The sequence below is a fragment of the Salarchaeum sp. JOR-1 genome (assembly GCF_007833275.1).
In the GTDB taxonomy this organism is placed as follows: Archaea; Halobacteriota; Halobacteria; order Halobacteriales; family Halobacteriaceae; genus Salarchaeum.
In genome coordinates this window covers 854,529-876,613 of record NZ_CP042241.1, presented here as the reverse complement: position 1 = coordinate 876,613, position 22,085 = coordinate 854,529, and the positions used below count along the sequence as shown (strand labels likewise).

Annotated in this window: 24 protein-coding genes; 6 read left to right on the top strand and 18 right to left on the bottom strand. The window is 66.9% G+C overall.

Going from position 1 to position 22,085, the window contains the following annotated elements:
• Nucleotides 1-12: 12 nt before the first annotated feature.
• The gene (locus FQU85_RS05585; protein WP_370516769.1) at nt 13-558 is read right to left on the bottom strand and encodes a CDP-2,3-bis-(O-geranylgeranyl)-sn-glycerol synthase; all 546 of its coding nucleotides are present in this window, start codon (nt 556-558) and stop codon (nt 13-15) included.
• A gap of 83 nt (nt 559-641) precedes the next feature.
• On the opposite strand from FQU85_RS05585, the gene FQU85_RS05580 reads away from it, so the two are divergent.
• Nucleotides 642-1,478 carry a proline dehydrogenase family protein gene (locus FQU85_RS05580; RefSeq protein WP_145845409.1) on the top strand — a complete coding sequence of 279 codons (837 nt, stop codon included), beginning with the start codon at nt 642-644 and terminating at the stop codon, nt 1,476-1,478.
• A gap of 38 nt (nt 1,479-1,516) precedes the next feature.
• Entirely contained in the window at nt 1,517-2,101 is a 585-nt protein-coding gene (locus tag FQU85_RS05575; protein WP_145845405.1) for a DUF502 domain-containing protein, read from the top strand.
• On the opposite strand, the gene FQU85_RS05570 is transcribed toward FQU85_RS05575, so the two are convergent.
• The 4 genes from FQU85_RS05570 to twy1 form a co-directional block, all read right to left on the bottom strand.
• Nucleotides 2,098-3,033, bottom strand: a complete 936-nt coding sequence (locus FQU85_RS05570; RefSeq protein WP_145845403.1) for a branched-chain amino acid transaminase — start codon at nt 3,031-3,033, stop codon at nt 2,098-2,100. The genes FQU85_RS05575 and FQU85_RS05570 overlap by 4 nt on opposite strands.
• Nucleotides 3,034-3,123: 90 nt before the next feature.
• Complete coding sequence (gene ribB / locus FQU85_RS05565; RefSeq protein ID WP_145845400.1) at nt 3,124-3,777, bottom strand: 3,4-dihydroxy-2-butanone-4-phosphate synthase; 654 nt, start codon at nt 3,775-3,777, stop codon at nt 3,124-3,126.
• Nucleotides 3,777-4,478: a DUF120 domain-containing protein gene (locus FQU85_RS05560; RefSeq protein WP_145845396.1), complete on the bottom strand. Its 702-nt coding sequence runs from the start codon at nt 4,476-4,478 to the stop codon at nt 3,777-3,779. The genes ribB and FQU85_RS05560 overlap by 1 nt, the downstream gene beginning before the upstream one ends.
• Nucleotides 4,479-4,540: 62 nt before the next feature.
• On the bottom strand, nt 4,541-5,482 hold the full coding sequence (gene twy1, locus FQU85_RS05555) for a 4-demethylwyosine synthase TYW1 (RefSeq protein ID WP_145845394.1): 942 nt from the start codon (nt 5,480-5,482) through the stop codon (nt 4,541-4,543).
• Nucleotides 5,483-5,571: 89 nt separating this feature from the next.
• Between twy1 and FQU85_RS05550 the strand changes: the two genes are divergently transcribed.
• Both FQU85_RS05550 and FQU85_RS05545 read left to right on the top strand, forming a co-directional pair.
• Nucleotides 5,572-5,754 carry a hypothetical protein gene (locus FQU85_RS05550; protein WP_145845391.1) on the top strand — a complete coding sequence of 61 codons (183 nt, stop codon included), beginning with the start codon at nt 5,572-5,574 and terminating at the stop codon, nt 5,752-5,754.
• Nucleotides 5,755-5,791: 37 nt separating this feature from the next.
• Nucleotides 5,792-6,721, top strand: coding sequence for an ABC transporter substrate-binding protein (locus FQU85_RS05545; RefSeq protein ID WP_145845389.1), 930 nt, complete (start codon nt 5,792-5,794; stop codon nt 6,719-6,721).
• Here the strand turns inward: FQU85_RS05545 and FQU85_RS05540 are convergent, their stop codons facing one another.
• Nucleotides 6,722-6,967: a hypothetical protein gene (locus tag FQU85_RS05540; protein WP_145845387.1), complete on the bottom strand. Its 246-nt coding sequence runs from the start codon at nt 6,965-6,967 to the stop codon at nt 6,722-6,724.
• Nucleotides 6,968-7,059: 92 nt separating this feature from the next.
• Between FQU85_RS05540 and argS the strand changes: the two genes are divergently transcribed.
• The gene (argS, locus tag FQU85_RS05535; protein ID WP_145845385.1) at nt 7,060-8,811 is read left to right on the top strand and encodes an arginine--tRNA ligase; all 1,752 of its coding nucleotides are present in this window, start codon (nt 7,060-7,062) and stop codon (nt 8,809-8,811) included.
• Between the two features lie 300 nt (nt 8,812-9,111).
• A complete protein-coding gene (prf1, locus tag FQU85_RS05530; RefSeq protein WP_145845382.1) occupies nt 9,112-10,368 on the top strand; it encodes a peptide chain release factor aRF-1 in 1,257 nt (418 codons plus the stop codon).
• A 2-nt stretch (nt 10,369-10,370) separates the two neighbouring features.
• Here prf1 and FQU85_RS05525 read toward each other — a convergent pair whose 3' ends face one another.
• The 12 genes from FQU85_RS05525 to ahaH are packed head-to-tail and all read right to left on the bottom strand — an operon-like array spanning nt 10,371 to nt 22,031.
• On the bottom strand, nt 10,371-11,432 hold the full coding sequence (locus FQU85_RS05525) for an SDR family oxidoreductase (RefSeq protein ID WP_145845380.1): 1,062 nt from the start codon (nt 11,430-11,432) through the stop codon (nt 10,371-10,373).
• On the bottom strand, nt 11,429-12,982 hold the full coding sequence (locus tag FQU85_RS05520) for a succinic semialdehyde dehydrogenase (protein WP_145845377.1): 1,554 nt from the start codon (nt 12,980-12,982) through the stop codon (nt 11,429-11,431). The genes FQU85_RS05525 and FQU85_RS05520 overlap by 4 nt, the downstream gene beginning before the upstream one ends.
• Nucleotides 12,983-13,024: 42 nt before the next feature.
• Nucleotides 13,025-13,420, bottom strand: a complete 396-nt coding sequence (locus tag FQU85_RS05515) for a DUF6276 family protein (protein WP_145845373.1) — start codon at nt 13,418-13,420, stop codon at nt 13,025-13,027.
• A gap of 14 nt (nt 13,421-13,434) precedes the next feature.
• Nucleotides 13,435-14,124, bottom strand: coding sequence for a V-type ATP synthase subunit D (locus FQU85_RS05510; RefSeq protein WP_145845371.1), 690 nt, complete (start codon nt 14,122-14,124; stop codon nt 13,435-13,437).
• Nucleotides 14,125-14,128: 4 nt separating this feature from the next.
• On the bottom strand, nt 14,129-15,565 hold the full coding sequence (locus tag FQU85_RS05505; RefSeq protein WP_145845366.1) for an ATP synthase subunit B: 1,437 nt from the start codon (nt 15,563-15,565) through the stop codon (nt 14,129-14,131).
• Nucleotides 15,565-17,322: an ATP synthase subunit A gene (locus tag FQU85_RS05500; protein WP_145845364.1), complete on the bottom strand. Its 1,758-nt coding sequence runs from the start codon at nt 17,320-17,322 to the stop codon at nt 15,565-15,567. The genes FQU85_RS05505 and FQU85_RS05500 overlap by 1 nt, the downstream gene beginning before the upstream one ends.
• Nucleotides 17,319-17,660, bottom strand: coding sequence for a V-type ATP synthase subunit F (locus FQU85_RS05495; RefSeq protein WP_145845360.1), 342 nt, complete (start codon nt 17,658-17,660; stop codon nt 17,319-17,321). Before FQU85_RS05495 ends, FQU85_RS05500 begins: the two co-directional genes overlap by 4 nt.
• The gene (locus tag FQU85_RS05490; RefSeq protein ID WP_145845355.1) at nt 17,657-18,712 is read right to left on the bottom strand and encodes a V-type ATP synthase subunit C; all 1,056 of its coding nucleotides are present in this window, start codon (nt 18,710-18,712) and stop codon (nt 17,657-17,659) included. The genes FQU85_RS05495 and FQU85_RS05490 overlap by 4 nt, the downstream gene beginning before the upstream one ends.
• On the bottom strand, nt 18,709-19,293 hold the full coding sequence (locus tag FQU85_RS05485; protein ID WP_145845353.1) for a V-type ATP synthase subunit E: 585 nt from the start codon (nt 19,291-19,293) through the stop codon (nt 18,709-18,711). The genes FQU85_RS05490 and FQU85_RS05485 overlap by 4 nt, the downstream gene beginning before the upstream one ends.
• 1 nt (nt 19,294) lies before the next feature.
• Nucleotides 19,295-19,573: a F0F1 ATP synthase subunit C gene (locus tag FQU85_RS05480; RefSeq protein WP_145845351.1), complete on the bottom strand. Its 279-nt coding sequence runs from the start codon at nt 19,571-19,573 to the stop codon at nt 19,295-19,297.
• A gap of 6 nt (nt 19,574-19,579) precedes the next feature.
• Entirely contained in the window at nt 19,580-21,712 is a 2,133-nt protein-coding gene (locus tag FQU85_RS05475; RefSeq protein WP_145845347.1) for a V-type ATP synthase subunit I, read from the bottom strand.
• Complete coding sequence (gene ahaH, locus FQU85_RS05470; protein WP_145845345.1) at nt 21,699-22,031, bottom strand: ATP synthase archaeal subunit H; 333 nt, start codon at nt 22,029-22,031, stop codon at nt 21,699-21,701. Before ahaH ends, FQU85_RS05475 begins: the two co-directional genes overlap by 14 nt.
• Nucleotides 22,032-22,085 lie beyond the last annotated feature (54 nt).

Sequence of the window (22,085 nt, the reverse complement as noted above, 5' to 3'; positions counted from 1 at the left end):
GCGTTGCCCGCACTACCAGGGTTCGTCCTTCAGGCCGAACTGGTAGGCGATGGCGTTGGTGAGGAGGTGGAGGAGTGGGGTGAGGACGAGGATAGCGAGCAGCACGTCGAGCGTGAAGGTGTCGCCGAACCAGGCGGGGGCGGCGACGGCGGTGACGGCGAGCGCGACGACGACGAAGTCGAGCTGGTCGAGGAGGGGGAACGAGGCGCCGCGTTCGCGGCCGGTGCGGCGCTTGACGAACGACGCGAGGATGTCGCCGAGCATCGCGCCCGCGGGAAGGGCACCCATCGCCGCGAACGGGAACCAGGGGAGGGAGACGCCGAACGCGCTGATGGCGGCGCGCTGGAGGACGTCGAGCGCGGCGGCGACGGCGAACCCGGCGAGGACGCCGAAGAGGGTGCCGCGGTACGTCTTCCCGTCGCCGAGGATGCGTCTGCCGCCCCAGGTTCGGCCGCCGTCGAGGGGCGCGCCGCCGCCCGCGAGCACAGCGGCGTTGTTCGGGACGTACGCGGGCAGCATCACCCACATCGCGGTCACGACCGTCGCGTAGAGACTCACACGCCAGTCTCGGCGCGCGCGAGCCATAAACGGCCGGGGTCGAGAGCAGGGAAGTTAAGCCGGCCACCGGCAAATATTGGTGTATGATCCCGCCCATCGCGAGCCGATTCGTCGCGGGGGAGACGCCGGCAGAAGCCCTCGAGCACGTCGCAGACGTGAACGACGGCGGCGTGACGGCTATCGTGAACCTGCTCGGCGAGCACTACCACGACCGCGAGCCGGCGGACGCGGACGCGGACGCCTACGTCGACCTCGTGGCGGACATCGCGCACAGCGACGTGGACGCCTGCATCAGCGTGAAGCCCTCCCAGATCGGGCTCGGCGTCGCGGACGCGGTGTTCGAGGAGAACGTCGAGCGGATCGCGGCGGCCGCCGACGAGCACGGCGTGTTCTGCTGGATCGACATGGAAGACCACGAGACGACGGACGTGACGCTCGACGCCTACGAGCGCCTCGCGACCGAGTACGACGGCGGCGTCGGCGTCTGCGTGCAGGCGAACCTCAAGCGTACGCGCGACGACCTCGAACGCCTCGCGGATCTCCCCGGAAAAGTCCGCCTCGTGAAGGGCGCGTACGACGAACCCGCGGAGCTCGCGCACAGGAAGAAAGAGCGCGTGAACGAGGCCTACCGGGAGTGCCTCGAGTACATGTTCGAGCACTTCGACGGCGGCATCGCGGTCGGCAGCCACGACCCCGCGATGATAGAGCACGCCACGAGCCTGCACGAGGAGCACGGAACCGCGTTCGAACTCCAGATGCTGATGGGCGTGCGGGAGGACGCCCAGTTCGACCTCGCCGACGACTACGAGGTCTACCAGTACGTCCCCTACGGGGGGAAGTGGTTCTCCTACTTCTACCGGCGCGCGATGGAGCGCAAGGAGAACCTCCTGTTCGCACTGCGCGCCGTTCTCGGACGGTAGGAGAAGGCTGATAGTCCAGCACGAGAGACTCTTTCGCGATGGCAACGTGGAAACGGGACGCCGCGAGCGGCCTCATCGTACTGGTCCCCCTCCTCCTGACGCTGTTCGTGGTGTACTGGGTTTATTCACAGATAGCGAACTTCGGCCTGCTCGGCGCTATCGAACCGCCGGCGCTCCGGGTCGCGCTCGCCGTCGTCGTGTTCGTCGGCCTCGTGTTCGCCGTCGGCTACCTGATGCGGACCGCGGTCGGGAGCGTCGCCGAGGGCTACATCGACGACGCAATCAACCGTCTTCCGGGCCTGCGCGTCGTCTACAACGCCTCCAAGATGGGCGTCGAGACCGTGCTCTCGGGCGGCACGGGCGAGTTCCAGAAGCCCGTGAAAGTCGAGACGTGGAACGGCCTCCGCATGACCGCGTTCAAGACCGGGAAAACGACCGACGACGGCCGCGAAATCGTCTTCATCCCCACCAGCCCCAACATCACCACCGGGTTCGTCGTCGAAGCGAAACCCGAGGACATCGAGGACCTCGACGAGTCCACCGAGGACGCCCTGACGCGCGTGCTCTCCGCTGGGTTCGGCGAAGCGCACGAGAAGAAAGACGTCAAGGACTTAGTCGATTAGACGTAGGTGAACCACTCGTCGTGGTCGTCGGTGCGGCGCTCGACGAGGTCGAAGAACGCGGTCTGGAGTTCCTCGGTGACGGGGCCGCGCGTGCCCTCGCCGATGGTGACGTTGTCCACCTGACGGATGGGCGTGACCTCGGCCGCGGAGCCGGTGAAGAACAGTTCGTCGGCGGTGTTGAGTTCGCCCCGGGAGATGGAGACGTTGTCGTGGACCTCGTAGCCGCGTTCTTCCGCGAGTTCGATGACGGTGTTCCGGGTGATGCCGTCGAGGATGGACTCGCTGAGGCCGGGCGTGAAGATCTCGCCGTCCCGCACTAGGAAGATGTTCTCGCCGGGGCCTTCCGCGACGTTCCCCTCCTTGTTCAGGACGATGGCTTCCGCGTAGCCGTTCCGGCGCGCCTCCTCGCCCGCCAGCAGGCTGTTCACGTACAGGCCCGTGGTCTTGGCGTTCGTCGGAACCTGACTGGACGCGTGCTTGCGCCACGAGGACACCATCACCTCGATGCCGTTCTCGAGGGCTTCCTCGCCGAGGTACGCGCCCCACGGCCACGCCGCGAGCGCCACGTCCGTCGGGCAGTCCTTCGGGCTGACGCCCAGCGAATCGTAGCCGTAGTAGGCGAGCGGGCGGATGTACGCGGATTCGAGGTCGTTGCGGTCGAGGAGTTCGAGCGTCGCCTCGGTGAGCTCCTCGCGCGTGAACTCGATGTCCATGTCGTACGGTTTCGCGGACGCGAAAAAGCGATCGAGGTGTTCCTCCCAGCGGAAGATGGCCGTGCCCTCCTCGGTGTCGTAGGCGCGAACGCCCTCGAAGATACCCGTGCCGTAGTGGAGACCGTGCGTGAGCACGTGAATCTGGGCGTCGTCCCAGTCCACGAACTCGCCGTTCATCCAGATGGTGCCGGAGCCTTCCATCTCGTCGAAGCCAGCCATACCCGAGACATCGAAAGCCCCCGTTATAGAGGTTGTCAGTTCGATATCGGGGAGAATCGCACGCGAAACGGGGGAGAAGTGAACGGTCGGTCAGGCGAGTTCGTCCACGAGCGCCGCGCCCTCCACGAAGACGAGGTCGTGGCGGTCGGCGTACGCGCGGGCGTCGGCGACGGAGCGCGCGCCGCCGGTCTCCTCGTCCAGCATCTCGCAGACGACGGCGGCGGGTTCCCGGTCGGCGGCGGCGGCGAGCGCGATACCGAGTTCGGTGTGGCCCTTCCGGTCGGCGAGCGACGGCGCGGCGCGGAGGACGTGGACGTGGCCGGGCGCGCGGAACTCCGCGGCGAAGTCCGTGTTGTCGGGGTCGGCGGCGGCGTGCCCGAGTTCCGCGATGGTGCGCGCGCGGTCGTCGTCCGTGATGCCGGTGTAGGTGTCGCGGTGGTTCACGGGCAGCGAAAAGGACGACCGGGAGTCGTAGCCGAGGTCGCCGCCGTCCGCGGCGGGATGGTCGAGTTCGTCGACGAGGAACGGGAGGTCGAAGGCGGTCGCGACCTCGTGGGAGAGCGCGACGCAGATGAGGCCGCCGGCGTCGCTGCGCATCCGCGCCACGTCAGCGGGCGTGACGGAGCGCGCCGGGTAGACGATGTCGACCTCGCCCTCGCGGTCCGCGAAGTCGTGGACGAGGACGGGACGGCCGTCGCGGAACGCGTCGATTGCGGCGTCCACGGAGGTGTCGAGCGCGGCCATCACTCGTCCTCCACGTGCACGACCACGTCGTCGCCATCGTCGAGGTCGAGGTCGTCCCGCAATCGATCCGGCGCGATGAGTTCGAGCTGGTCTTCGTCGTGATGGGTGCGGTCGGGGACGATGACGTGCACGGGTTCGTACGTGCCCGCGTCGGCTTCGAGCGCGCCCGGGTAGCAGGTCGCGCTTCCGTACGTGCGCTCGTCGTCCGCCCAGGAGTCGATGGGGACGCCGTCGAGCGATTCCATCGCGGCGCGTTCGCGCCGGCTCTGCGCGGAGAGCGCGACGTTGAGCGTGCCGGGGAACGGCTCGTAGCCGAGTTTGTCCGCGAACTGGCGCTTGTAGCCGGGGAGGCTGATGTAGTGTCGGCCCTCGCCCATTCCGCCGGTGACGGTGCCGGTGAGTGAGAGGTCGCTCGACTCCTCGAAGATGCGGCGGTAGTCCTCGTACTCGCTCTCCAGGAGGCGTTCGCCGTCCGCGGTGACGCACACCCACTGGCCGTCGCTGACGAGGTCGCGTTCGACGAGGCCGTCGTCGTCGAGGGACTGGAGGCGACGGGAGGCGGTCTGGCTGGAGGCGTCGAGTCGGTCTGCGAGGTTCGCGCAGGACACCTTGACCTCGCCGCGGCGCGCGCCGTCCAGGGCGAGGAGTTTGAGGACGGTTAGCTCGTCCGAGCCGACCGCCGCCCGCGTCGTGTTCGACATGGAGTTCACTAATCCGCCGCGAGCTATAATGGTTTTGGGATGCCTCTCAATTTTGCTACGGCTTACGAGGGGTGTTTCAGCGCCTCCACCCACGTGTCCGCCTCGCGCGCCAGCAGCGCGACCGACGACTGCTCCTGGTCTTTGAGAACCGAGTGCTCGGGGAGGTGCGACTGGACCTCGCGCGCGAAGTCGAGCACGTCCTCGTGGCGCGGCATCGCCGACCGGTCGAGGCGGCCCCGCGAGTGCCCGACGTGCATGTACGCCTTCAGCTCCACGAAATCCGGATCCGCGCGCTCGTAGAGGCCCGCGTACCAGTCCGGGTTCTGCATGTTCTCGCCGTTCACGAGCGTCGTCCGCAGTGTCGTCCGGCAGTCCTTCTCCGAAAGCACGTCCAGCGTTTCGACCAGTTTCTCCCACGCGTCCTCCTCCATCGCACCCACCACGTCCTCGAACGTCGCGCGCTCCGGCGCGTCCACGGAGACGTACAACTGGGTCGGCTCGCACTCCCGGAGCACGTCCGGCCGCGTGCCGTTCGACACGAGGAACGTCGTCATCCCGCGGTCGTGGAACGCCTCGACGAGTTCGGGGAGATGCGGGTAGAGCGTGGGCTCGCCGTCCAGACTGATGGCGACGTGCTGGGGATCCATCGCCTCCTCGAAGCGCTCTCGCGGAACCTCGTCGTTCCCGCCGAACCCACTGAGGAGTTTCTTCTGGAGGCGGATGGAGGCGTCCACGACCGCCTCGGGGTCGTCCCACTCCACGCCGTCCAGTTCGTACGTGTGGCCCGCGTGGTCGCGCCAGCAGAACACGCAGCGCTCGTTGCACCGGACGACGGGCGTCATCTGAATGCAGCGGTGGGAGCGAATCCCGTAGAACGCGTACTTGTAGCACGTGCCTTCGCCGCGCAGCGAGTTCGCCGTCCACCCGCACGTCTGCGCCGCGGTGTGGTTCTCGCTGTGGTACTCCGGCGAGGACACCTGCTTCGGCGCGTCCGACTCGCTCATTACCGGGAACCCACACGCTCCCGGGTCAAGTAGTCGTTGCTCGCCGCCTCGGGGGAACGTTCTTCCGGGCAGTTCACGTCGGGAGGGACATGGTGGCGTTCACGCGCGAAAACACGGTCGTCGCGGGGTGTGCGGCCGTCGCGCTCAGCGGCTGGTACCTCCTCACGGAGTTCACGTCCGCGGACACGGCCTCGATTATCGTCCTGCTCGGCATCGGCGTCGTCCTCCCCCTCCTCATCAACGGCTACCTCGACAGCGAGGACGGCGAGTAGGCGAGCGCTTTAGGGCGTGTAGTCCGTGAATCCCGGTATGAGCGACCCGACCGTCGTCTCCCTCCTGCCGTCGGCGACCGAGATACTGTACGCGCTCGACTGCGAACCCGCCGCCGTCTCCCACGAGTGCGACCACCCGCCCGACGCGACAGAGAAGCCGGCGGCGAACCGCCTCCTCATCGACCCGGACGTGTCGAGCGAGGAAATCAACGACCAACTGGCGAGCGCGAGCGACGTGTACGAGATAAAGACGGACGTGCTGCGCGAGGTCGACCCCGATATCGTGGTGACGCAGGGCGTCTGCGACGTCTGTGCCGTGGACGAAGTCCTCGTCGAGGACGCCGTGCGCGACCTCGGGCTGGACTGCGAGATCGTGACGACCGACCCCCACCACCTCGCTGACGTGTTCGGCGACATCGAACGCATCGGCGCGGCGGTCGGACGGGACGAACGCGCGGCGGAACTGGTCGGGAACCTCCGCGAGCGCGTCCGCGCCGTCGAGGAGCGCGTCCCGGACGGCGAGCGGCCGCGAACCCTGGTGTGCGACTGGATGCGTCCGCCGATGATAGCGGGCCACTGGGTGCCCGAACTCGTCGAGAAGGCGGGCGGCGAGTACGGCCTCACCGAACCGGGCGCGTACAGCGAGTACGAGGACTGGGACGACGTCGTCGCGTTCGACCCCGAGGTGTTCGTCGCCGCGCCCTGCGGGTTCGGAATGGATCAGACGCTCGACAATCTCGACGAACTCCGGGAGCGAGCGGGCTGGCGCGACCTGTCAGCGGTCGAGTCCGGGCGGGTGTTCGCGGTGGACGGCCACCACTACGTCAATCGGCCGGGGCCGCGGCTCGTGGACACGCTCGAGCGCCTCGCGTGGTGCCTGCACCCGGCGGCGTTCCCGGATCCATCGGAGGAAGATGTGCGCAGAGTCGAGAACCGAACGATCGGAGAACGGACTGTCGAACCCTAGTTAGGTCTCGAACGGCTCCTCGTCGCGGTGGTTGTCCAGGTTCTCGGCGTCCGCGGCCTCGTCCTCCCGCTTCTGTTCCTGCGCGTCGAAGTCGGCGTCCTCGGCGCGGTCGGGCTCCACCTCGTCGGAGGCTTCGGGTGCGGACGCGCCCGCGTCCCCGCCGCCCTCGACTGTCACGCCGTGGCCGTCGTCGTCCTCGACGTCCGGGTCTCGGTTCGTAACGTCCGCGTCTGTGTCGTCGGACATTGTGAACGGAAGAACTGCCCGCGCGCGGAAAGGCGTGATGGCCGCTCCCGTAACTCACAACGCCTTTAGGCGGCGGAACCCCACGAATCCGTATGTTCCTGGCCTTTCGCGCGGAGGTCGAGGACGCCCTCTCGGGGGCGCTCTCGGCGCTCGACCTCCCGACAGACGACCTCGGACTCGAAGAACCGCCCGAGGACGTGCCCGCCGTGCTCGCATCCAGCGTCGCGTTCCGCCTCGCCAGCGAGGCGGGCGCCGCGCCCGCCAGCGTCGCCGCGGACATCGCCGCCGAACTCGACGCGAGCGGATACGACTACCTCGGCGACGTCACGACACAGGGCCCGTACGTGAACTTCGAGGTCACAGACCAGTACGACGCGGACACGCTCGCCGCGACCCGCGAGGAGGGGTTCGGCCGCCTCCCCGACACGGGCGACAGCGTGGTCGTGGAGCACACGAGCGCGAACCCCACCGGGCCCGTGCACGTCGGGCGCGCCCGCAACCCCATCATCGGGGACGCGACGGCGCGCGTGCTCGACTACGCCGGCAACGACGTGACCCGCGAGTACTACGTGAACGACGCCGGCCGCCAGATGGCCGTGTTCACGTGGGCGTACGAGACGTTCGACGAGTCCGACCTCCCCGAACCCGAGCGCGAGAAGTCCGACTACGACCTCGTCCGGTACTACCGGACGGGGAACGCGTTCCTCGACGAGGCCTCGGAGAGCGAAGTCGCGGCCGCCGAGGACGAAATCGCGGACATCATCGAAGGCCTCGACAGCGGCGACGAGCAGACGTACGAGCGCGTGAGCGAAGTCGTCGACCAGGTTCTCGACGGGATGACGGACACGCTCAGTCGGCTCCCCGCGGAGTTCGACGAGTTCGTGAAGGAGACCCGATTCCTCCAGGACGACTCAACCCAGGAGGTCACGGAGCGCCTCAAGGACGCCGAGTACGCGTACAAGGAGGAGGGCGCGTGGCAGCTCGACCTCGACGACTGGGACATCGAGCAGTCGTTCGTCTTCCTCCGCTCCGACGGCACGACCCTCTACACGACCCGGGATTTGGCGCACCACGAGTGGAAGTTCGACGAGTTCGACCGCGCAATCACCGTGCTCGGCGAAGACCAGGAGCTCCACGCGAACAAGCTCCGCGCCGCGCTCGACATCCTCGGGAACGACACCGACCAGCTCGAAGAGCTGTTCTACGGCTGGGTGAACCTCCCCGGCGGCGAGTCGATGAGCACGCGCGCCGGCACCGGCGTCGACATGGACGACCTCCTGGACGAAGCCGTCTCGCGCGCCCGCGACGAGGTCGAGAAACGCCTCGACGACCGCATCCGCGAGGACGACCTCACCGAGGACGACATCGAACGCATCAGCCGACAAGTGGGCATCGGCGCGGTGCGCTACGACATCGTCGCGAAGCAACCCCAGAAGGCGATCACGTTCGACTGGGACGACGCCCTCGACTTCGAGGGACAGAGCGCGCCCTACGTCCAGTACGCCCACGCCCGCAGCTGCGGGATTCTCGACGGCCAGACCGTTCCCGAGGACATCGACGCAGGCCGCCTGACTGACGACGCCGAAATCCAACTGGTTCGCTCCGTCGCCCGCCTCCCCGTCGTCGTCGAACGCAGCGCGGACGAACTCGAACCCCACCAGGTGGCGACGTACGTCCGCGACCTCGCCGACGACTTCAACACGTTCTACCGCGAGTGCCCCGTCCTCGCCGACGACGTGGCCCCCGAGGTGCGGGACGCCCGGCTCGCCGTCGTCAACGCCGCCCGCGAAGCCCTCGACACCGGCCTCGGCCTCCTCGGGGTGGACGCGCCCGAGTCGATGTAGGACGGGAAATCCCCGATTTCCCGGACGTAGCGAACGCTGAACGAAGTGAGGCGTGAGCGGACACGGAGTGTCCGCTGAACGAGCGAACGGGGAACGCGAGTGACCCGTGAGTAGGAGGGGGGATCTTCGAATTCCCGGACGTAGCGAACGCTGAACGAGCGAGCGCTGAACGGTGAGGCGTGAGCGGACGCGGCGTGTCTCCCGGCCGGGCGTGCGTCTGTTTCGGACGCTCAGCGGCCGCGCGCGGGCGCGCTGGGAGTGTCAAAGGTTACTTACCGTTTCGCGGGCTAGTTTCGGGTAATGAGTGAACAGCAGGAGGAGCAGTCCGAAGACCGGAAGAAGTACGAGTTCCGGAAGCTCATCGAGGAGCTGAAGGAGTACTCCGGTTCGGGGACGCAGCTCGTCACTATCTACATTCCGCCGGACCGCCAGATTTCGGACGTGGTGGCGCACGTCACGCAGGAGCACTCGGAGGCGTCGAACATCAAGTCGAAGCAGACGCGGACGAACGTGCAGGACGCCCTGACCTCCATCAAGGACCGCCTGCGGTACTACGATACGTTCCCGCCGGAGAACGGGATGGTGTTGTTCTCGGGCGCGGTGGACTCGGGCGGCGGGCAGACGAAGATGGTGACGGAGGTTCTCGAGAACCCGCCCCAGCCCGTGGAGTCGTTCCGCTACCACTGCGACAGCGAGTTCCTGACGGAGCCGCTGGAGCACATGCTGGCGGACAAGGGACTGTACGGCCTCATCGTGCTCGACCGGCGGGAGGCGAACGTCGGGTGGCTGAAGGGAAAGCGCGTGGAGCCCGTGAAGTCCGCGAGTTCGCTCGTCCCCGGGAAGCAGCGGAAAGGCGGGCAGTCAGCGCAGCGGTTCGCGCGACTCCGGTTGGAGGCCATCGACAACTTCTATCAGGAGGTCGCGGGGATGGCGAACGACCTGTTCGTCCCGGAGCGCCACGAACTCGACGGCATTCTCGTCGGCGGCCCGAGTCCGACGAAGGACGAGTTCCTCGACGGCGACTACCTCCACCACGAACTCCAGGACAAGGTGCTCGGGAAGTTCGACGTCTCCTACACGGACGAGTCCGGACTGAGCGACCTCGTGGACGCGGGCTCCGAGGCGCTCTCGGAGGCGGAGTTGATGCAGGACAAAGACGACATGAGCGAGTTCTTCTCCGAACTCCAGGGCGGCGGCCTCGCGACCTACGGGTTCGAGCCGACCCGCCAGAACCTCGTGATGGGCTCGGTGGATAGACTCCTCTTGAGCGAGGACTTGCGGAAGGACGTGGTCGTCTACGAGTGCGAGAACGACCACGAGGAGTACGAGGTCATAGACAGGCGCGCGTCCACGCCGAGCCACGACTGCTCGGACTGCGACGCGACGGTCGCGGCGGAGGACGGCGAGCGCGAGGACGTCATCGACTTCCTGATGAATATCGCGGATCAGCGCGGGACGGACACGCACTTCATCAGCACGGACTTCGAGAAGGGCGAGCAGCTCCTGACGGCGTTCGGCGGGATCGCGGGTCTCCTCCGGTACGACACCGGCATCTAAGCTCAGATCATCGCGTCCGGGTCTATCTCCGGGTGTTCTCTGACGTAGTCGACGAGCGTGTCGACGTAACTCTCGAACGGTGGACAGCTCGCGTGCTCGAGGTCGCGGCGGGTGTTCGGGCAGACGTACGTCGTCGGATGCGTGAAGTAGTCCACTGACTCCGGGAGAACCCCCGTCTTGCGGCCGAGGCTCGTTCGGAGGAGGCGCTTCGTGAGGCCGCGCGTGCTCGGCACGGGGAGCGTGCGAGTGTCGGCGGCGTCCGCGAGCAGTCGCGTGAGCTCCGGAATCGTGGGCGGATTCGGGTCGCAGAGCTGGTAGACGATCCCCGACGAGCGGTCGAGACGGCTGAGTTCGTCGATGGCGTCGACGACGAAGTCGCGGGGGACGACGTTGAGTTCGGTGTCGAGCGACCCCGGTAGGAACGGAACGGGGGCGATACCCGGACAGCGGAGGAGCCACTGGAGGGTGAAGTAGGGGCCGTCGTACTTCTGGGTCGCGCCGGTTTCGGAGTCGCCGACGGCGATGGCGGGCCGATAGATGGTTGTCGGGATCTCACCCATGCGCTCCTGAACGGCGCGTTCGGCGAGGAATTTCGTCTCCTCGTAGTGGTTGTTGAAGGACTGTCCCACGTCGAGGTCGGTCTCTCGGAACACGCCGTCGTGGCGGCCGGAGACGTAGCACGTGCTCACGTACTGGAATCTTCGGAGGGGCGCGCCCGCCGCGAAGTCGAGAACGCGCTCGGTGCCGTCGACGTTCACGGCCATCCCGAGTTCGCGGTCGACCGCGAGGTCGTAGACGGCGGCGAGGTGGAACACCTCCTCCGCGTCCGACTGGAGGTCGTCGTACGCGTCGGGGTCGAGGCCGAGGTGGGACTGCGTGATGTCGCCCTCGTGGAGCGCGATGGCGTCCTGCCAGTCGTCGCCGGCGATGGTTTCGGCGCGCGCTTCGGCCTGCTCGCGGTACCGGGACTGAACCAGACAGTCGATGCGGTCGGTGCGGTCGCGGAGCCGGTCGACGAGCGCGGATCCGAGGAATCCCGGGAATCCCGTGAGGAAGACGCTCACGGCAACCACCCCGTGACGCGCTTCAGTGCACGAAGCCCGAGCGTAAGCCCTGCTGCCCAGAGGGATTGCGGGAGCGGGCCCGGGTCGATGCGGGCGCCGCGCTGCGTCGCGACCGTCTGGGACTCCGTGTACTTCAGGAGTCCCTCGTCCCCGTGGCGGCGGCCGACCCCGGAGTCCTTCATCCCGCCCATCGGCGCGTCGATCGACGCCCAGGCGGCCGCGTACCCCTCGTTCACGTTCACCGTTCCACACTCGATTCGCTCGGCGACGCGCTCGCCGCGCGCCGTATCGGTCGTCCAGACCGACGCGTTCAGGCCGTACGGCGAATCGTTCGCGCGCTCGACCGCCTCGTCGACGGAGTCGACCTCGTAGAGCGCGACGACGGGCCCGAACGTCTCCTCGCCCGACAGCGTCATCTCCGAGGTCACGTCCTCCAGAATCGTGGGCTCGTAGAAGTAGGGGCCGAGGTCGGGGCGCGCGCGGCCGCCGGCGAGCACGGTCGCACCGCGCTCCACGGCGTCCTCGACGTGCGCGGTCACTTTCTCGAGTTGCTGGTCGGACTGCAGGCTCCCCATCTCGGGGCCGTACTCGACTCCGGCACCGAGCGCGAGGCCTCGGGTCTCGCGGACGAACGCGTCCACGAAGTCGTCGTAGCCGTCGGTGTGGACGTAGAGGCGTTCCGTGGAGATGCAGAGCTGGCCGGCGTTCGCGAACGACGCGCGGACCGCGCCCGCGGCCGCCTCCTCGGGGTCGGCGTCGTCCAACACGAGCAGGGGGTTCTTTCCGCCGAGTTCGAGCGACACGTCGGTGAGGTGTTCGCCCGCGAGCGCGCCGACTTCGCGTCCGACGGCGGTCGATCCGGTGAATCCGACGTGGTCGACGCGCTCGACGAGTGGTTCGCCGAGGTCGGCGCCGTCTCCCGACACGACCTGGAGGAGGCCGGGTGGAAGGCCGGCGTCTTCGAGGAGGTCGCGGGCGAGCAGCGCGGTGTGAGTCGTCGACTCGTCGGGCTTCAGAACGACACCGTTGCCCGCGAGCAGCGCGGGGAGCGCGTCGGAGACGGCGAGCGTGAGCGGGTAGTTCCACGGCGTGATGAAGCCGACGACCCCGACCGGATGCTGGTGGACGACGGCCTTCGTCAGCAGCGGGAGCGCGCCGGTTCGGCGCTCCGGCGCGAGGAGATCCGTGTGGTCGGCGTAGTGGCGGGCTGTCGACGCCACGTCCAACACCTCCTCGAACGCGTCCCGCCGCGTCTTCCCGGTTTCGACCTGCATCAGGTCGAGCAGGTCGTCCTGCCGGTCGAGCACGAGGTCGTGGAAGTCGGACAGGACGGCGGCACGCTCCTCCACGGGCCGCGCGGCCCACGCCGCGCCCGCCTCGCGCGCGTTCTCGACGGCTGCGTCCACGTCGGCAGCGGTGCACGCGGGCACCTCCGCGATGCGCTCGCCGGTGAACGGCGCCTCCGCGGGAAACGTCGGTCTGTCGCCGACTCGCGTGATTCCCTCGCGCAACGCCGCCAGCCGATCGGGGTTCGCCCACACGGTATCCATACCCGCGGGTCGCTCCGAACCGGAATAAGTGTCAGGGGCGCGCTACTCGTAGAGCAGTTGCGCCAACTGGCGGCTCCGGCGGGACACGTCGAAGTACGGCTCCACACCGTCCGTGCTCGCGAGCCGGTCGACGAGGAGGAGGACATCCACGCCCCGGCGTTCGGCCTCACTCGCGAGCGCCGATATCTCCGCGCGGTAGAGTGCGAGCGAGTCAACGAGCGCGAACAGACACGCGACTATCGCGCCCGCCTCGCCATCCGGAAATCCCGGAATCGACCCGGAGAACACGGGACGCTCCGGCGGGGGGTCGTCCACGGGTTCGACCGCGAGACACCGCGTACAGAGCGCCGCGCCCGGCCGGTCGTCCGGCAGATGCTCGCGAGCCACGTCAGGCACAGGGAACGCCAGCTGCTCGCTCCTGCAGAGAGAACACGCCATAGAAAACGGGTGAGTTAAACGACGGAGTCAGAGCGTTCGCGCGCATCGTGCTTCTCGGCCTCGCGCGCCTGCTTCGCCTCTTCCTCCTTCTTGTTCTTCACTTTCTTCATGCGGAACGTCTCCTCGCGCTCCTGCTCTTCGAGCTTCTGCTCGATGTAATCCTGGTTCTCCCGGAGATCCGGCAGAATGTTGAATTCGAGCGCGTTCACGCGGCGCTTCGTCTGCTCGATCTCCTCGAGCATCTTCTTCATCGCCGTCTCCACCTCGGCCGCGAGGATGATGGACTCGAGGAGTTCCTCGTAGGCCTCCGCGGCCTCGTCGATGCGCGCGGACGTCCCGATGACGCCGTACCCGCGCTCGTCGAGGTTCTTCTTCACCTTCGAGGACTCGATCTGGGGGACGACGACGCCCATGATGTTCTTCGACTCCACGCTGAGCTCCGGCTGCTCTTTCAGGGCTGCCGCAGCACCGCGGACGGCGACGTCGCCCTCCATCGCGCGCGCCATATTGATCTTCTTCTGCGCGTCCTCGTAGTCGTCTTCGAGGTCGGAGCGCACGTCCTGCGCGGTGTCGAGGATGTCCATGAACTCCATGATGAGGCCGTCACGCTTCTGTTCGAGCGTGTCGTGCCCGCTCTCGGAGAACTCGATGCGCTCCTCGATCTCCATCAGGTTCTTGCGCGTGGGTTTGACGTCTCCTGCCATCGTTCTAGTCGGCGCTGACGGGTGAGTCGTCGGATTCCTCGGAGTCCGTGTCGACCTCCGCGTCCTCCGTGTAGTACTGTTCGATGTGCTCCTCGTCGAGGCGGTTGAGTTCCTCCTTCGGGAGCATCGACAGCACGTCCCAGCCGATGCTGAGCGTCTGCTCGATGCTGCGGTCGGTGTCGAAGCCCTGGTCGACGAACTCGGACTCGAACGCGTCCGCGAAGTCGAGGTACTTGTTGTCGCGCTCGCTGAGCGCTTCCCGGCCGACGATGTTCACGAGGTCGCGGAGGTCTTTCCCTTCCGCGTACGCCGCGAACAGCTGATCCGCCACGTCGCCGTGGTCGTCGCGAGTGAGACCCTCGCCAATACCGTCGTCCATCAGCCGGCTGAGGCTGGGGGAGACGTCCACGGGCGGCGTGACGCCCTGACTGTTCAGGTCGCGGTCCATCATGATCTGGCCCTCCGTGATGTAGCCCGTGAGGTCGGGAATCGGGTGGGTTTCGTCGTCACCCGGCATCGTCAGAATTGGGAGCTGGGTGACCGTGCCCTCCCGGCCCTTGATGCGGCCCGCGCGCTCGTAGAGCTGCGCGAGGTCGGTGTACATGTATCCGGGGTAGCCACGGCGACCCGGGACTTCCTCGCGCGCCGCGCCGATCTCGCGCAATGCCTCACAGTAGTTCGTCATGTCCGTGAGGATGACGAGGACGTGATAGCCCTTGTCGAACGCGAGGTACTCGGCGGTGGTGAGCGCGAGGCGGGGCGTAATCGTCCGCTCGACGGCCGGGTCGTCAGCGAGGTTCGTGAAGACGACGCTGCGTTCGAGCGCGCCCGTGCGCTCGAAGTCGTCCATGAACTCGTTCGCCTCCTCCTTCGTGATACCCATCGCGCCGAACACGACCGCGAACTCCGTGTCGTCGTCCTCGTCGCCCTCCTCGGGCACCTCGGCCTGTCGCGCGATCTGGAGCGCGAGGTCGTTGTGCGGGAGGCCGGACGCGCTGAAGATTGGGAGCTTCTGGCCGCGCACGAGCGTGTTCATCCCGTCGATCGAGGAGACGCCCGTCTGGATGAAGTCCTCGGGGTACTCGCGAGCGTGCGGGTTGATTGCGGAGCCGATGATGTCGCGGCGCTCGTCCGGAACGATGTCGGGACCGCCGTCGATTGGGTTCCCGGAGCCGTCGAGCACGCGACCGAGGAGGTCTTCGGTCACGGGCATCTTCATCGTCTCGCCGAGGAACCGCACCGAGGCGTCCTGACCGATACCTTCCGTGCCCTCGAACACCTGGATCGCGACGAGTCCGTCGCTGGATTCGAGGACCTGACCGCGCTTGGTCTCCCCGTCGGGTGTTTCGATTTCGACGATCTCGTCGTACCCGATCGGTTCGTCGATCTCGACGTAGACCAGCGGGCCGCTGACTTCGGTGATGGTCTGGTACTCTTTCATTAGTACTTCTCCCGGAGCTGTTCGGTGAGCTGTTCTTTGATCTCCTCGACCTCCGCTTCGGCCTCGTCGTCCGGCGTCGTTCCGAGCCGGTTCAGACGGGGCGCAGCGTCGACGTCCGTGATTTCCTCGACGGGAACGCCCGCTTCGAGCGCGCGGAACGCCTCCTCGCTGTAGTGGTGGATCGCGGTGAGGATGAGGTACGTCTTCTCGGGCGGACAGTACGTGTCCACGTCGTGGAGCGCGTTCTGCTGGAGGAACGCCTCCCGGATGTAGCGCGCCACGTCGAGCGTGAGACGCTGATCGTCCGGGAGCGCGTCCTCGCCGACGAGCTGCACGATCTCCTGGAGGTCGGCCTCCTCGTCGAGCACGTCCACGGCCCACTGGCGCTCGTCCGGCCAGTCCTCCGCGACGTTCTCACGCCACCAGTCGTCGAGCTGATCCTTGTAGAGCGAGTAGGACTCGTTCCAGTTAATCGAGGGGAAGTGACGGCGTTCCGCGAGATCGGAGTCGAGCGCCCAGAACGTCTTCACGATACGGAGCGTGTTCTGAGTGACCGGCTCCGAGAAGTCGCCGCCCGGCGGGCTGACCGCGCCCACGACGGACACCGACCCCTCGCTGCCGTTCAGGTTCTCGAACAGGCCCGCTCGCTCGTAGAACTGCGCGAGCCGGCTCGCGAGATAGGCGGGGTAGCCTTCCTCGCCCGGCATCTCCTCCAGGCGGGAGGAGATTTCGCGCATCGCTTCCGCCCACCGGCTGGTGGAGTCCGCCATCAGCGCGACGTCGTACCCCATGTCGCGGTAGTGCTCCGCGATGGTGACGCCCGTGTAGATGCAGGACTCGCGTGCCGCGACCGGCATGTTCGAGGTGTTCGCGATGAGGCACGTGCGCGCCATCAGCGCGTTCCCCGACTTGGGGTCTTCGAGCTCGGGGAAGTCCTCGATGACTTCCGTCATCTCGTTCCCGCGCTCGCCACACCCGATGTAGATGACGATGTCGGCGTCGCTCCACTTCGCGAGTTGCTGCTGGGTGACGGTCTTCCCGGAACCGAACGGCCCCGGAATCGCCGCCGTCCCGCCCTTCGCGAGCGGGAACAGGCCGTCCTGGACGCGCTGTCCAGTGACGAGCGGCGTCTCGGGCGTGTGCTTGTCCACGGTCGGCCGGGCCTCGCGAACCGGCCACTCCTGGTGCATCGTCACCGTCTCGCCCGAGTCGAGTTCGACCACGGGGTCGGTGACGGTGTACGAGCCCTCGTTCACCGTGGTGACCTCACCGCCCTCGTGGCGGGGCGGGACGAGGACTTTGTGTTCGATGCTCTCGGTTTCGTCGACCGTACCGACGACGTCGCCGGGTTCGACGACATCGCCCTCGGAGACGGCGGGAGTGAACTCCCACTCCTTCTCCATGTCGATGCCGGGCGCGTCGACACCGCGGTCGAGGAAGGCGCCCATCTCGTCTTCGAGCACGTCGAGCGGGCGCTGAACACCGTCGTAGATGGAGTCCAGCATGCCCGGCCCGAGATCCACGGTCAGCGGGTCGCCCGTGTTCTCGACGGGTTCGCCGGGTGCGACCGCGGACGTCTCCTCGTAGACCTGGATGGTCGTTATGCCGCCTTCGATTTCGATGACCTCACCCATCAGCCCCTCTTCACCGACGTACACGACGTCGTTCATCTGGGCGTCGAGGTCCGTGGCGGTCACGACGGGACCGCTCACGCTCTCGATTTCGCCGGAATCAGTGATTGTTTCTGCCTGACTCATTCGTTCTCACCGTCTTCGTCCGCCATCAGGTCGATGCCGATGGCGCGCTTGATCTGTTCGCGGAGGCCGCTCCCACCCGCTTCACCGCTGCCGATAGTGACGACCGTCGGTTCGACGCTCGTCTCCACGTCCTGACGGGTCTGCCGGGAGAGGTAGTCGAGGTCGTCCGCGTGCATCACGACGATCCCGACATCGTCGTTCGCGAGCACGCGTTCGACGGCCTCGTCGAGCTCGTCGGATTTCTCGTCGTCGGGGACGTTCTCGAACGTCTGTACGCCGGCCAGTCGGAAACCCGTGGTGAATTCGGCGCTCCCGACGACGGCTATTTCCTGACTCATAGGATGACGAGTTCCTCCTCGATCTCTTCTTCCGTGAGACCGACCTCACGGCCGCGCGCGATGGCGCGGACGTTGTCCACTTCGCGTTCCTTCGCCAGCACGTACCCGAGCACGGGACACACGGACAGCGGGAACACGTGCGAGAGGTGTTCCGAGTACGAGAGGAGCGCGGCGTCGAGCGCGTGCTCGAACGCGATGAGGCTGTCCGCCTCGTCGAGCTCGTCGAGCTTGTCCGCCAGCTCGTTGCCGTAGTGGCTGTCCCGGAGTCGCGCGACGAGTTCGTCCCAGTTGTCCGCGAGCGCGTCGAGTTCGGCAGGCTCGAACAGCCGGCCGCCCTCGATGTAATACTCCGCGGGGTCGAGGTCGGCACCGCTGCGAGCGAGCCGAACCGCGTTCCGAACGTTCCGGAAGTCGATGTCGGCCTGCAGGAACTTCACGAACTCGCGGGTGCCCGCTGACGTGCTCTGCACTTGCTTCAGGAGGCGGTCGTAGAACGCGAGGTCGACCGCGTTCTCCAGCGGCACGAGCGAGTTCGTCTCCTCGTACTCGCCGTACGCGTCGTCGAGCGCCGGCCCGAACAGCGTCTCGGAGAGCAGGTCGACGACCGTCCGAATCTCGTCCGCGTCGGCGAGCAGCGACAGCGTGTCGTCGCCGAGGTCGCCCGCGCGAATGAAGTCCTGTTCGATCTCCGCAGTCTCTGTGTCCGCGTAGACACCGCGGAGCGCCGTCTTGACGTTCCACGCGTCGAACTTCCGGAAGTAGCGGACGAGGAGGTCGCGGAGCGTTCCCTGCGACCACTGCAAGAGGTCGTGGAAGTGCTTCGCGAGGTTTCGGTTCAACGCGTACTCGACGAGGTCGACGCCGGAGAACCGCGAGCCGAGGTCGTTCACTTCCGCCTCGTACTCGGACTCCTCGAGGAAGCGAGCGATTTCGCTCGTCCCCATCCGCATCAGCGTCCGGTAGTCGTCCTCGTCGAAGAGGACGGCACGCCGCGACTTCACGCGGGCGTTGACGTACGCGTAGTTCGATGCGTCGCGGCTGATGACGTTCATTGTTCGTCGAAGAGCCGGTTACTGATCTGTTTGAGGTCGTCCTCCCAGACGTCGTCGAGCACCGAGTCGAACGTGTTCTTCACGCGCACTCGCGAGGACTCGCTCTCGACGACGACGCCGCCGAGGCAGTCGTACTCGCCGGCGAGCGAGACGTGCGTGTAATCGTCCAGGATGTCCGAGAGGAGTTCCTCGTCGCCGGACGCGTAGTGGACGGCGAGTTGCTCGTCCTCGTCGAACGAGTCGAGCGCGTCGTCGAGCAGGGCGCGAGTGAGCTCCTCGCGCTCGTCGCCGTCGAGGCCCGCAATTCGATCCTCGACCTCCTCACGGACGGATTCGAGGGCGTCGCGGCGCGCGCTCATTCGCTCGTGCTTCGCGTCGAGCTTCGCGCTGGAGAGCGTCTGTTCGCGCTCGCGTTCGATTTCGCGTTCGACCTCCGCCTCGGCTTCTTCGAGGATATCGTCAGCTTCGGACTCGGCGGCCGACACGATGTCGTCGGCGCGTTCCTCGCCCTCCTGGCGGATTTCGTCGGCCCGTTCCCGGGCGTCCTCGCGGATCTCTTCGACTACCGTGTCCAGACTCATCTTAGATGATGAAGATGACGACAATCGCGAGGATGACGAGAGTCTCGGGAAGGACCGTGAACAGGATCGCGTTCCCGAAGAACTCCTCGTCCTCGGCGAGGGCGCCGACTGCTGCGGCACCGATACCGCCTTCCGCGACACCGGCACCGAGTGCGGCGACGCCGACGCCGAGCGCGGCGCCGGCAGTGGCGATGTTCCCCGTGAGTTCCGCGGGGGTGAGAGCGGCGTTGTTCAGGAGCGGTGCGAGAGCGTTGACGAACGCGATGACGAATTCAAACATGACTAATTAGTCTTGGGTCGTGTAGGATCGGTCGTAGCCGAACGGTTCGTATTTCGTCCCACCGCCTTCATAAAACTTCCCAAAGAACTCGACGTATTCCAGGCGAACGGCCTGTAGGCCGGCGCTCGTGACGCCGAGGGCAAGCACTAAGATGTGGCCGAGGACGAAGATGAGGATGCCGCCGAGCACGGCCGTGATCGGGCCGTGCACGAGGCCGCCGAACATCAGTTCGGCCCCGGGGTGGTGTGTCTGTACGTAACTCCAGTCGTGTTCCAGCATGAAGTGGAACTCCCCCATCGTGGGGTCGTCCGGGTGCGTCTCGTACGCGCCGAAGAAGAGGAGGTTGACGACGAACGCCATCCCCCCCTTCGCGAGCATCACGGCGGCGAGCCGCGTGTACGAGAGGACGTGCGTGAGCGAGTTCAGCGCGCCCTCGATACCGCCGACCGCGCCCTCGGCGTAGATGAGGAGCGCGTATCCGACGAGACCGATTACGAGCGCCGCCCAGCCCACCGTCGCGCCGAATCCGGTGAAGCCGAGCGGCTGACCGGAGAGCGCGGTGAACAGGAGGTCGGGTTTCGCGCCGCCGAGGGCGTGGCTGAAGATCCACACCCAGAGCCCGACCATCAGAATCGCCCACGACGCGCCCTCGGTGAGCGCGTCCCAGACGCCGTGACGCATCCGCTTGTACGTGTCGATGGCGTACCCGAGCGTGAGGTGGCCGAGCGCCACCAGCACGGAGACGACGAGCCAGAGGCGCGCCCAGTCCGCGTTCCCGGGCATCAGTCCCTTGTGGAGCGGCGGGCTGCCGTTCCAGAGGTACTCGCTGATGAGGTGGAAACCGAATATCTCGCCGTACAGGAACCCGAACACGATTGTGGAGAGTCCGGAGAGGACGGCGACGCCGCCGAGCGCGGCGAGCGCGTCGGAATCGAGACTGGTGTACATCCACCAGCCGACCGCGGTGTAGATGATCCCGTACCCGACGTCCCCGATCATGAACCCGTAGAACGCGGGGAACGTGAGGAACAGGATGATCGTCGGGTCGAGGTCGTAGTAGTTCGGGCGGTTGATGACGCGGACGAGCATCTCGAACGGCTTCACCGGCCCGGGGTTGTCCTGCACGACCGGCGGCTGTTCCGCGGTGCCGCCGTCGGGCGCGGCTTCCTGCTCGCCGTGGCCGATTTCGTGCTCTGGCGGCTCGTACTCGGCGCGCTCGAGTTCCTCGACGTCCACGCCGTCGCCGCCCGCGTCCTGCACCGCGGACGCGAACTCGGCGTACTCGCTGGTCGGAACCCAGCCCTCCGCGACGAACGCGTGATCCGTGGTCGCGAAGTTGAGCGGGGCCTCGGCCTTCTGCACCTCGATGTTGAGCTTCTCCTCGGCCGCGAGGAGGAAGCCGGCGTGTTCGAGTCGGAGGCCTTCGAGTTCGTTCTCGACGGTCGCGAGTTCCGATTCGAGCTTCTGGCGCTTGTGTTCGAGCGAGTCGAGATAGTCCTCGGGGGTGCCGTTGCCCGACGGAATCTCGTGTTCGACGAACTCCGCGCCGACGAGCGCGTCCTCCAAGACGTCCGTCGCGTCGCCGCTCGGGTACGCGAAGACGGCGACGACGCCGTCCTCGCTGAACGTCTCGAACGACCGCACGTCGCTCGCGTCCGCGAGCGCGTGCTCGATTTCGTCCGTGTCGCCTTCGCCGACGGCGACCTCCACGCTGTCGTACCCCTGGAGGAGGTCGAGGTCGATGCCGAGCGTGACGAACGGTTCGACCGCACCGACGCGGTCTTCGAGGTCGCTCAGTCGGTTTTCGACCTCGGTGCGGCGCTCGTCGAGTTCGTTGACCTCGTCGCGGATGTCAGCGAACTCGTCTTCGAGCGCGTCGTCAGTGACGATGCGGGTGGGGCCGGCGTCCTCCTCGTCGACGCCGAGGATGGAGAGGAGCGACCGAACCGTCACCAGTTTGTCGGAGGCGTCGTCCGCCCCCGCAAGCGGAGAGCCGGCGTCGAACCCTTCGACGCCGACGTCGCCGCTCGAATCACTGAAGTGGAGGACGTTCTGGTCGTGCGCCGCCTCGATGACGTCCTGCACGACTCGGTTGGTGCCCACGACGGACACCTTGCTCATTCGCTCAGGTCTGAGCATGCACCGCCTCCGTGAACCGGTCGAGGGCGAACGTCACCGCGTCATCCTCGTTCTCGGCGGCCGTCGCGAGCAACGCCTCGCGCTCCGCCTCGCCCTCTTCGAGGATGCGTTCTTTCTCGTCCTGTATCTCCTCGCGGGCTTCGGAGAGGCGTTCTTCCTTGAGTTCGGCCGCCTCCTCCTCGGCCTCCTGACGGATGTCCTCCGCAGTCTCGCGGGCCTCGGAGATGCGCTGCTCGCGCGCCTCCTTCGCCTCCGCGATGATGTCGTCGGCGTCGGACTCCGCCTCCTTTAGTCGTGTGAGAACCTCTGGCCTCGCCATGGGCTAACGGGCGAAAGATTGAGCGAGCGCGTATAAGGTAGTTGCGAAAGAACC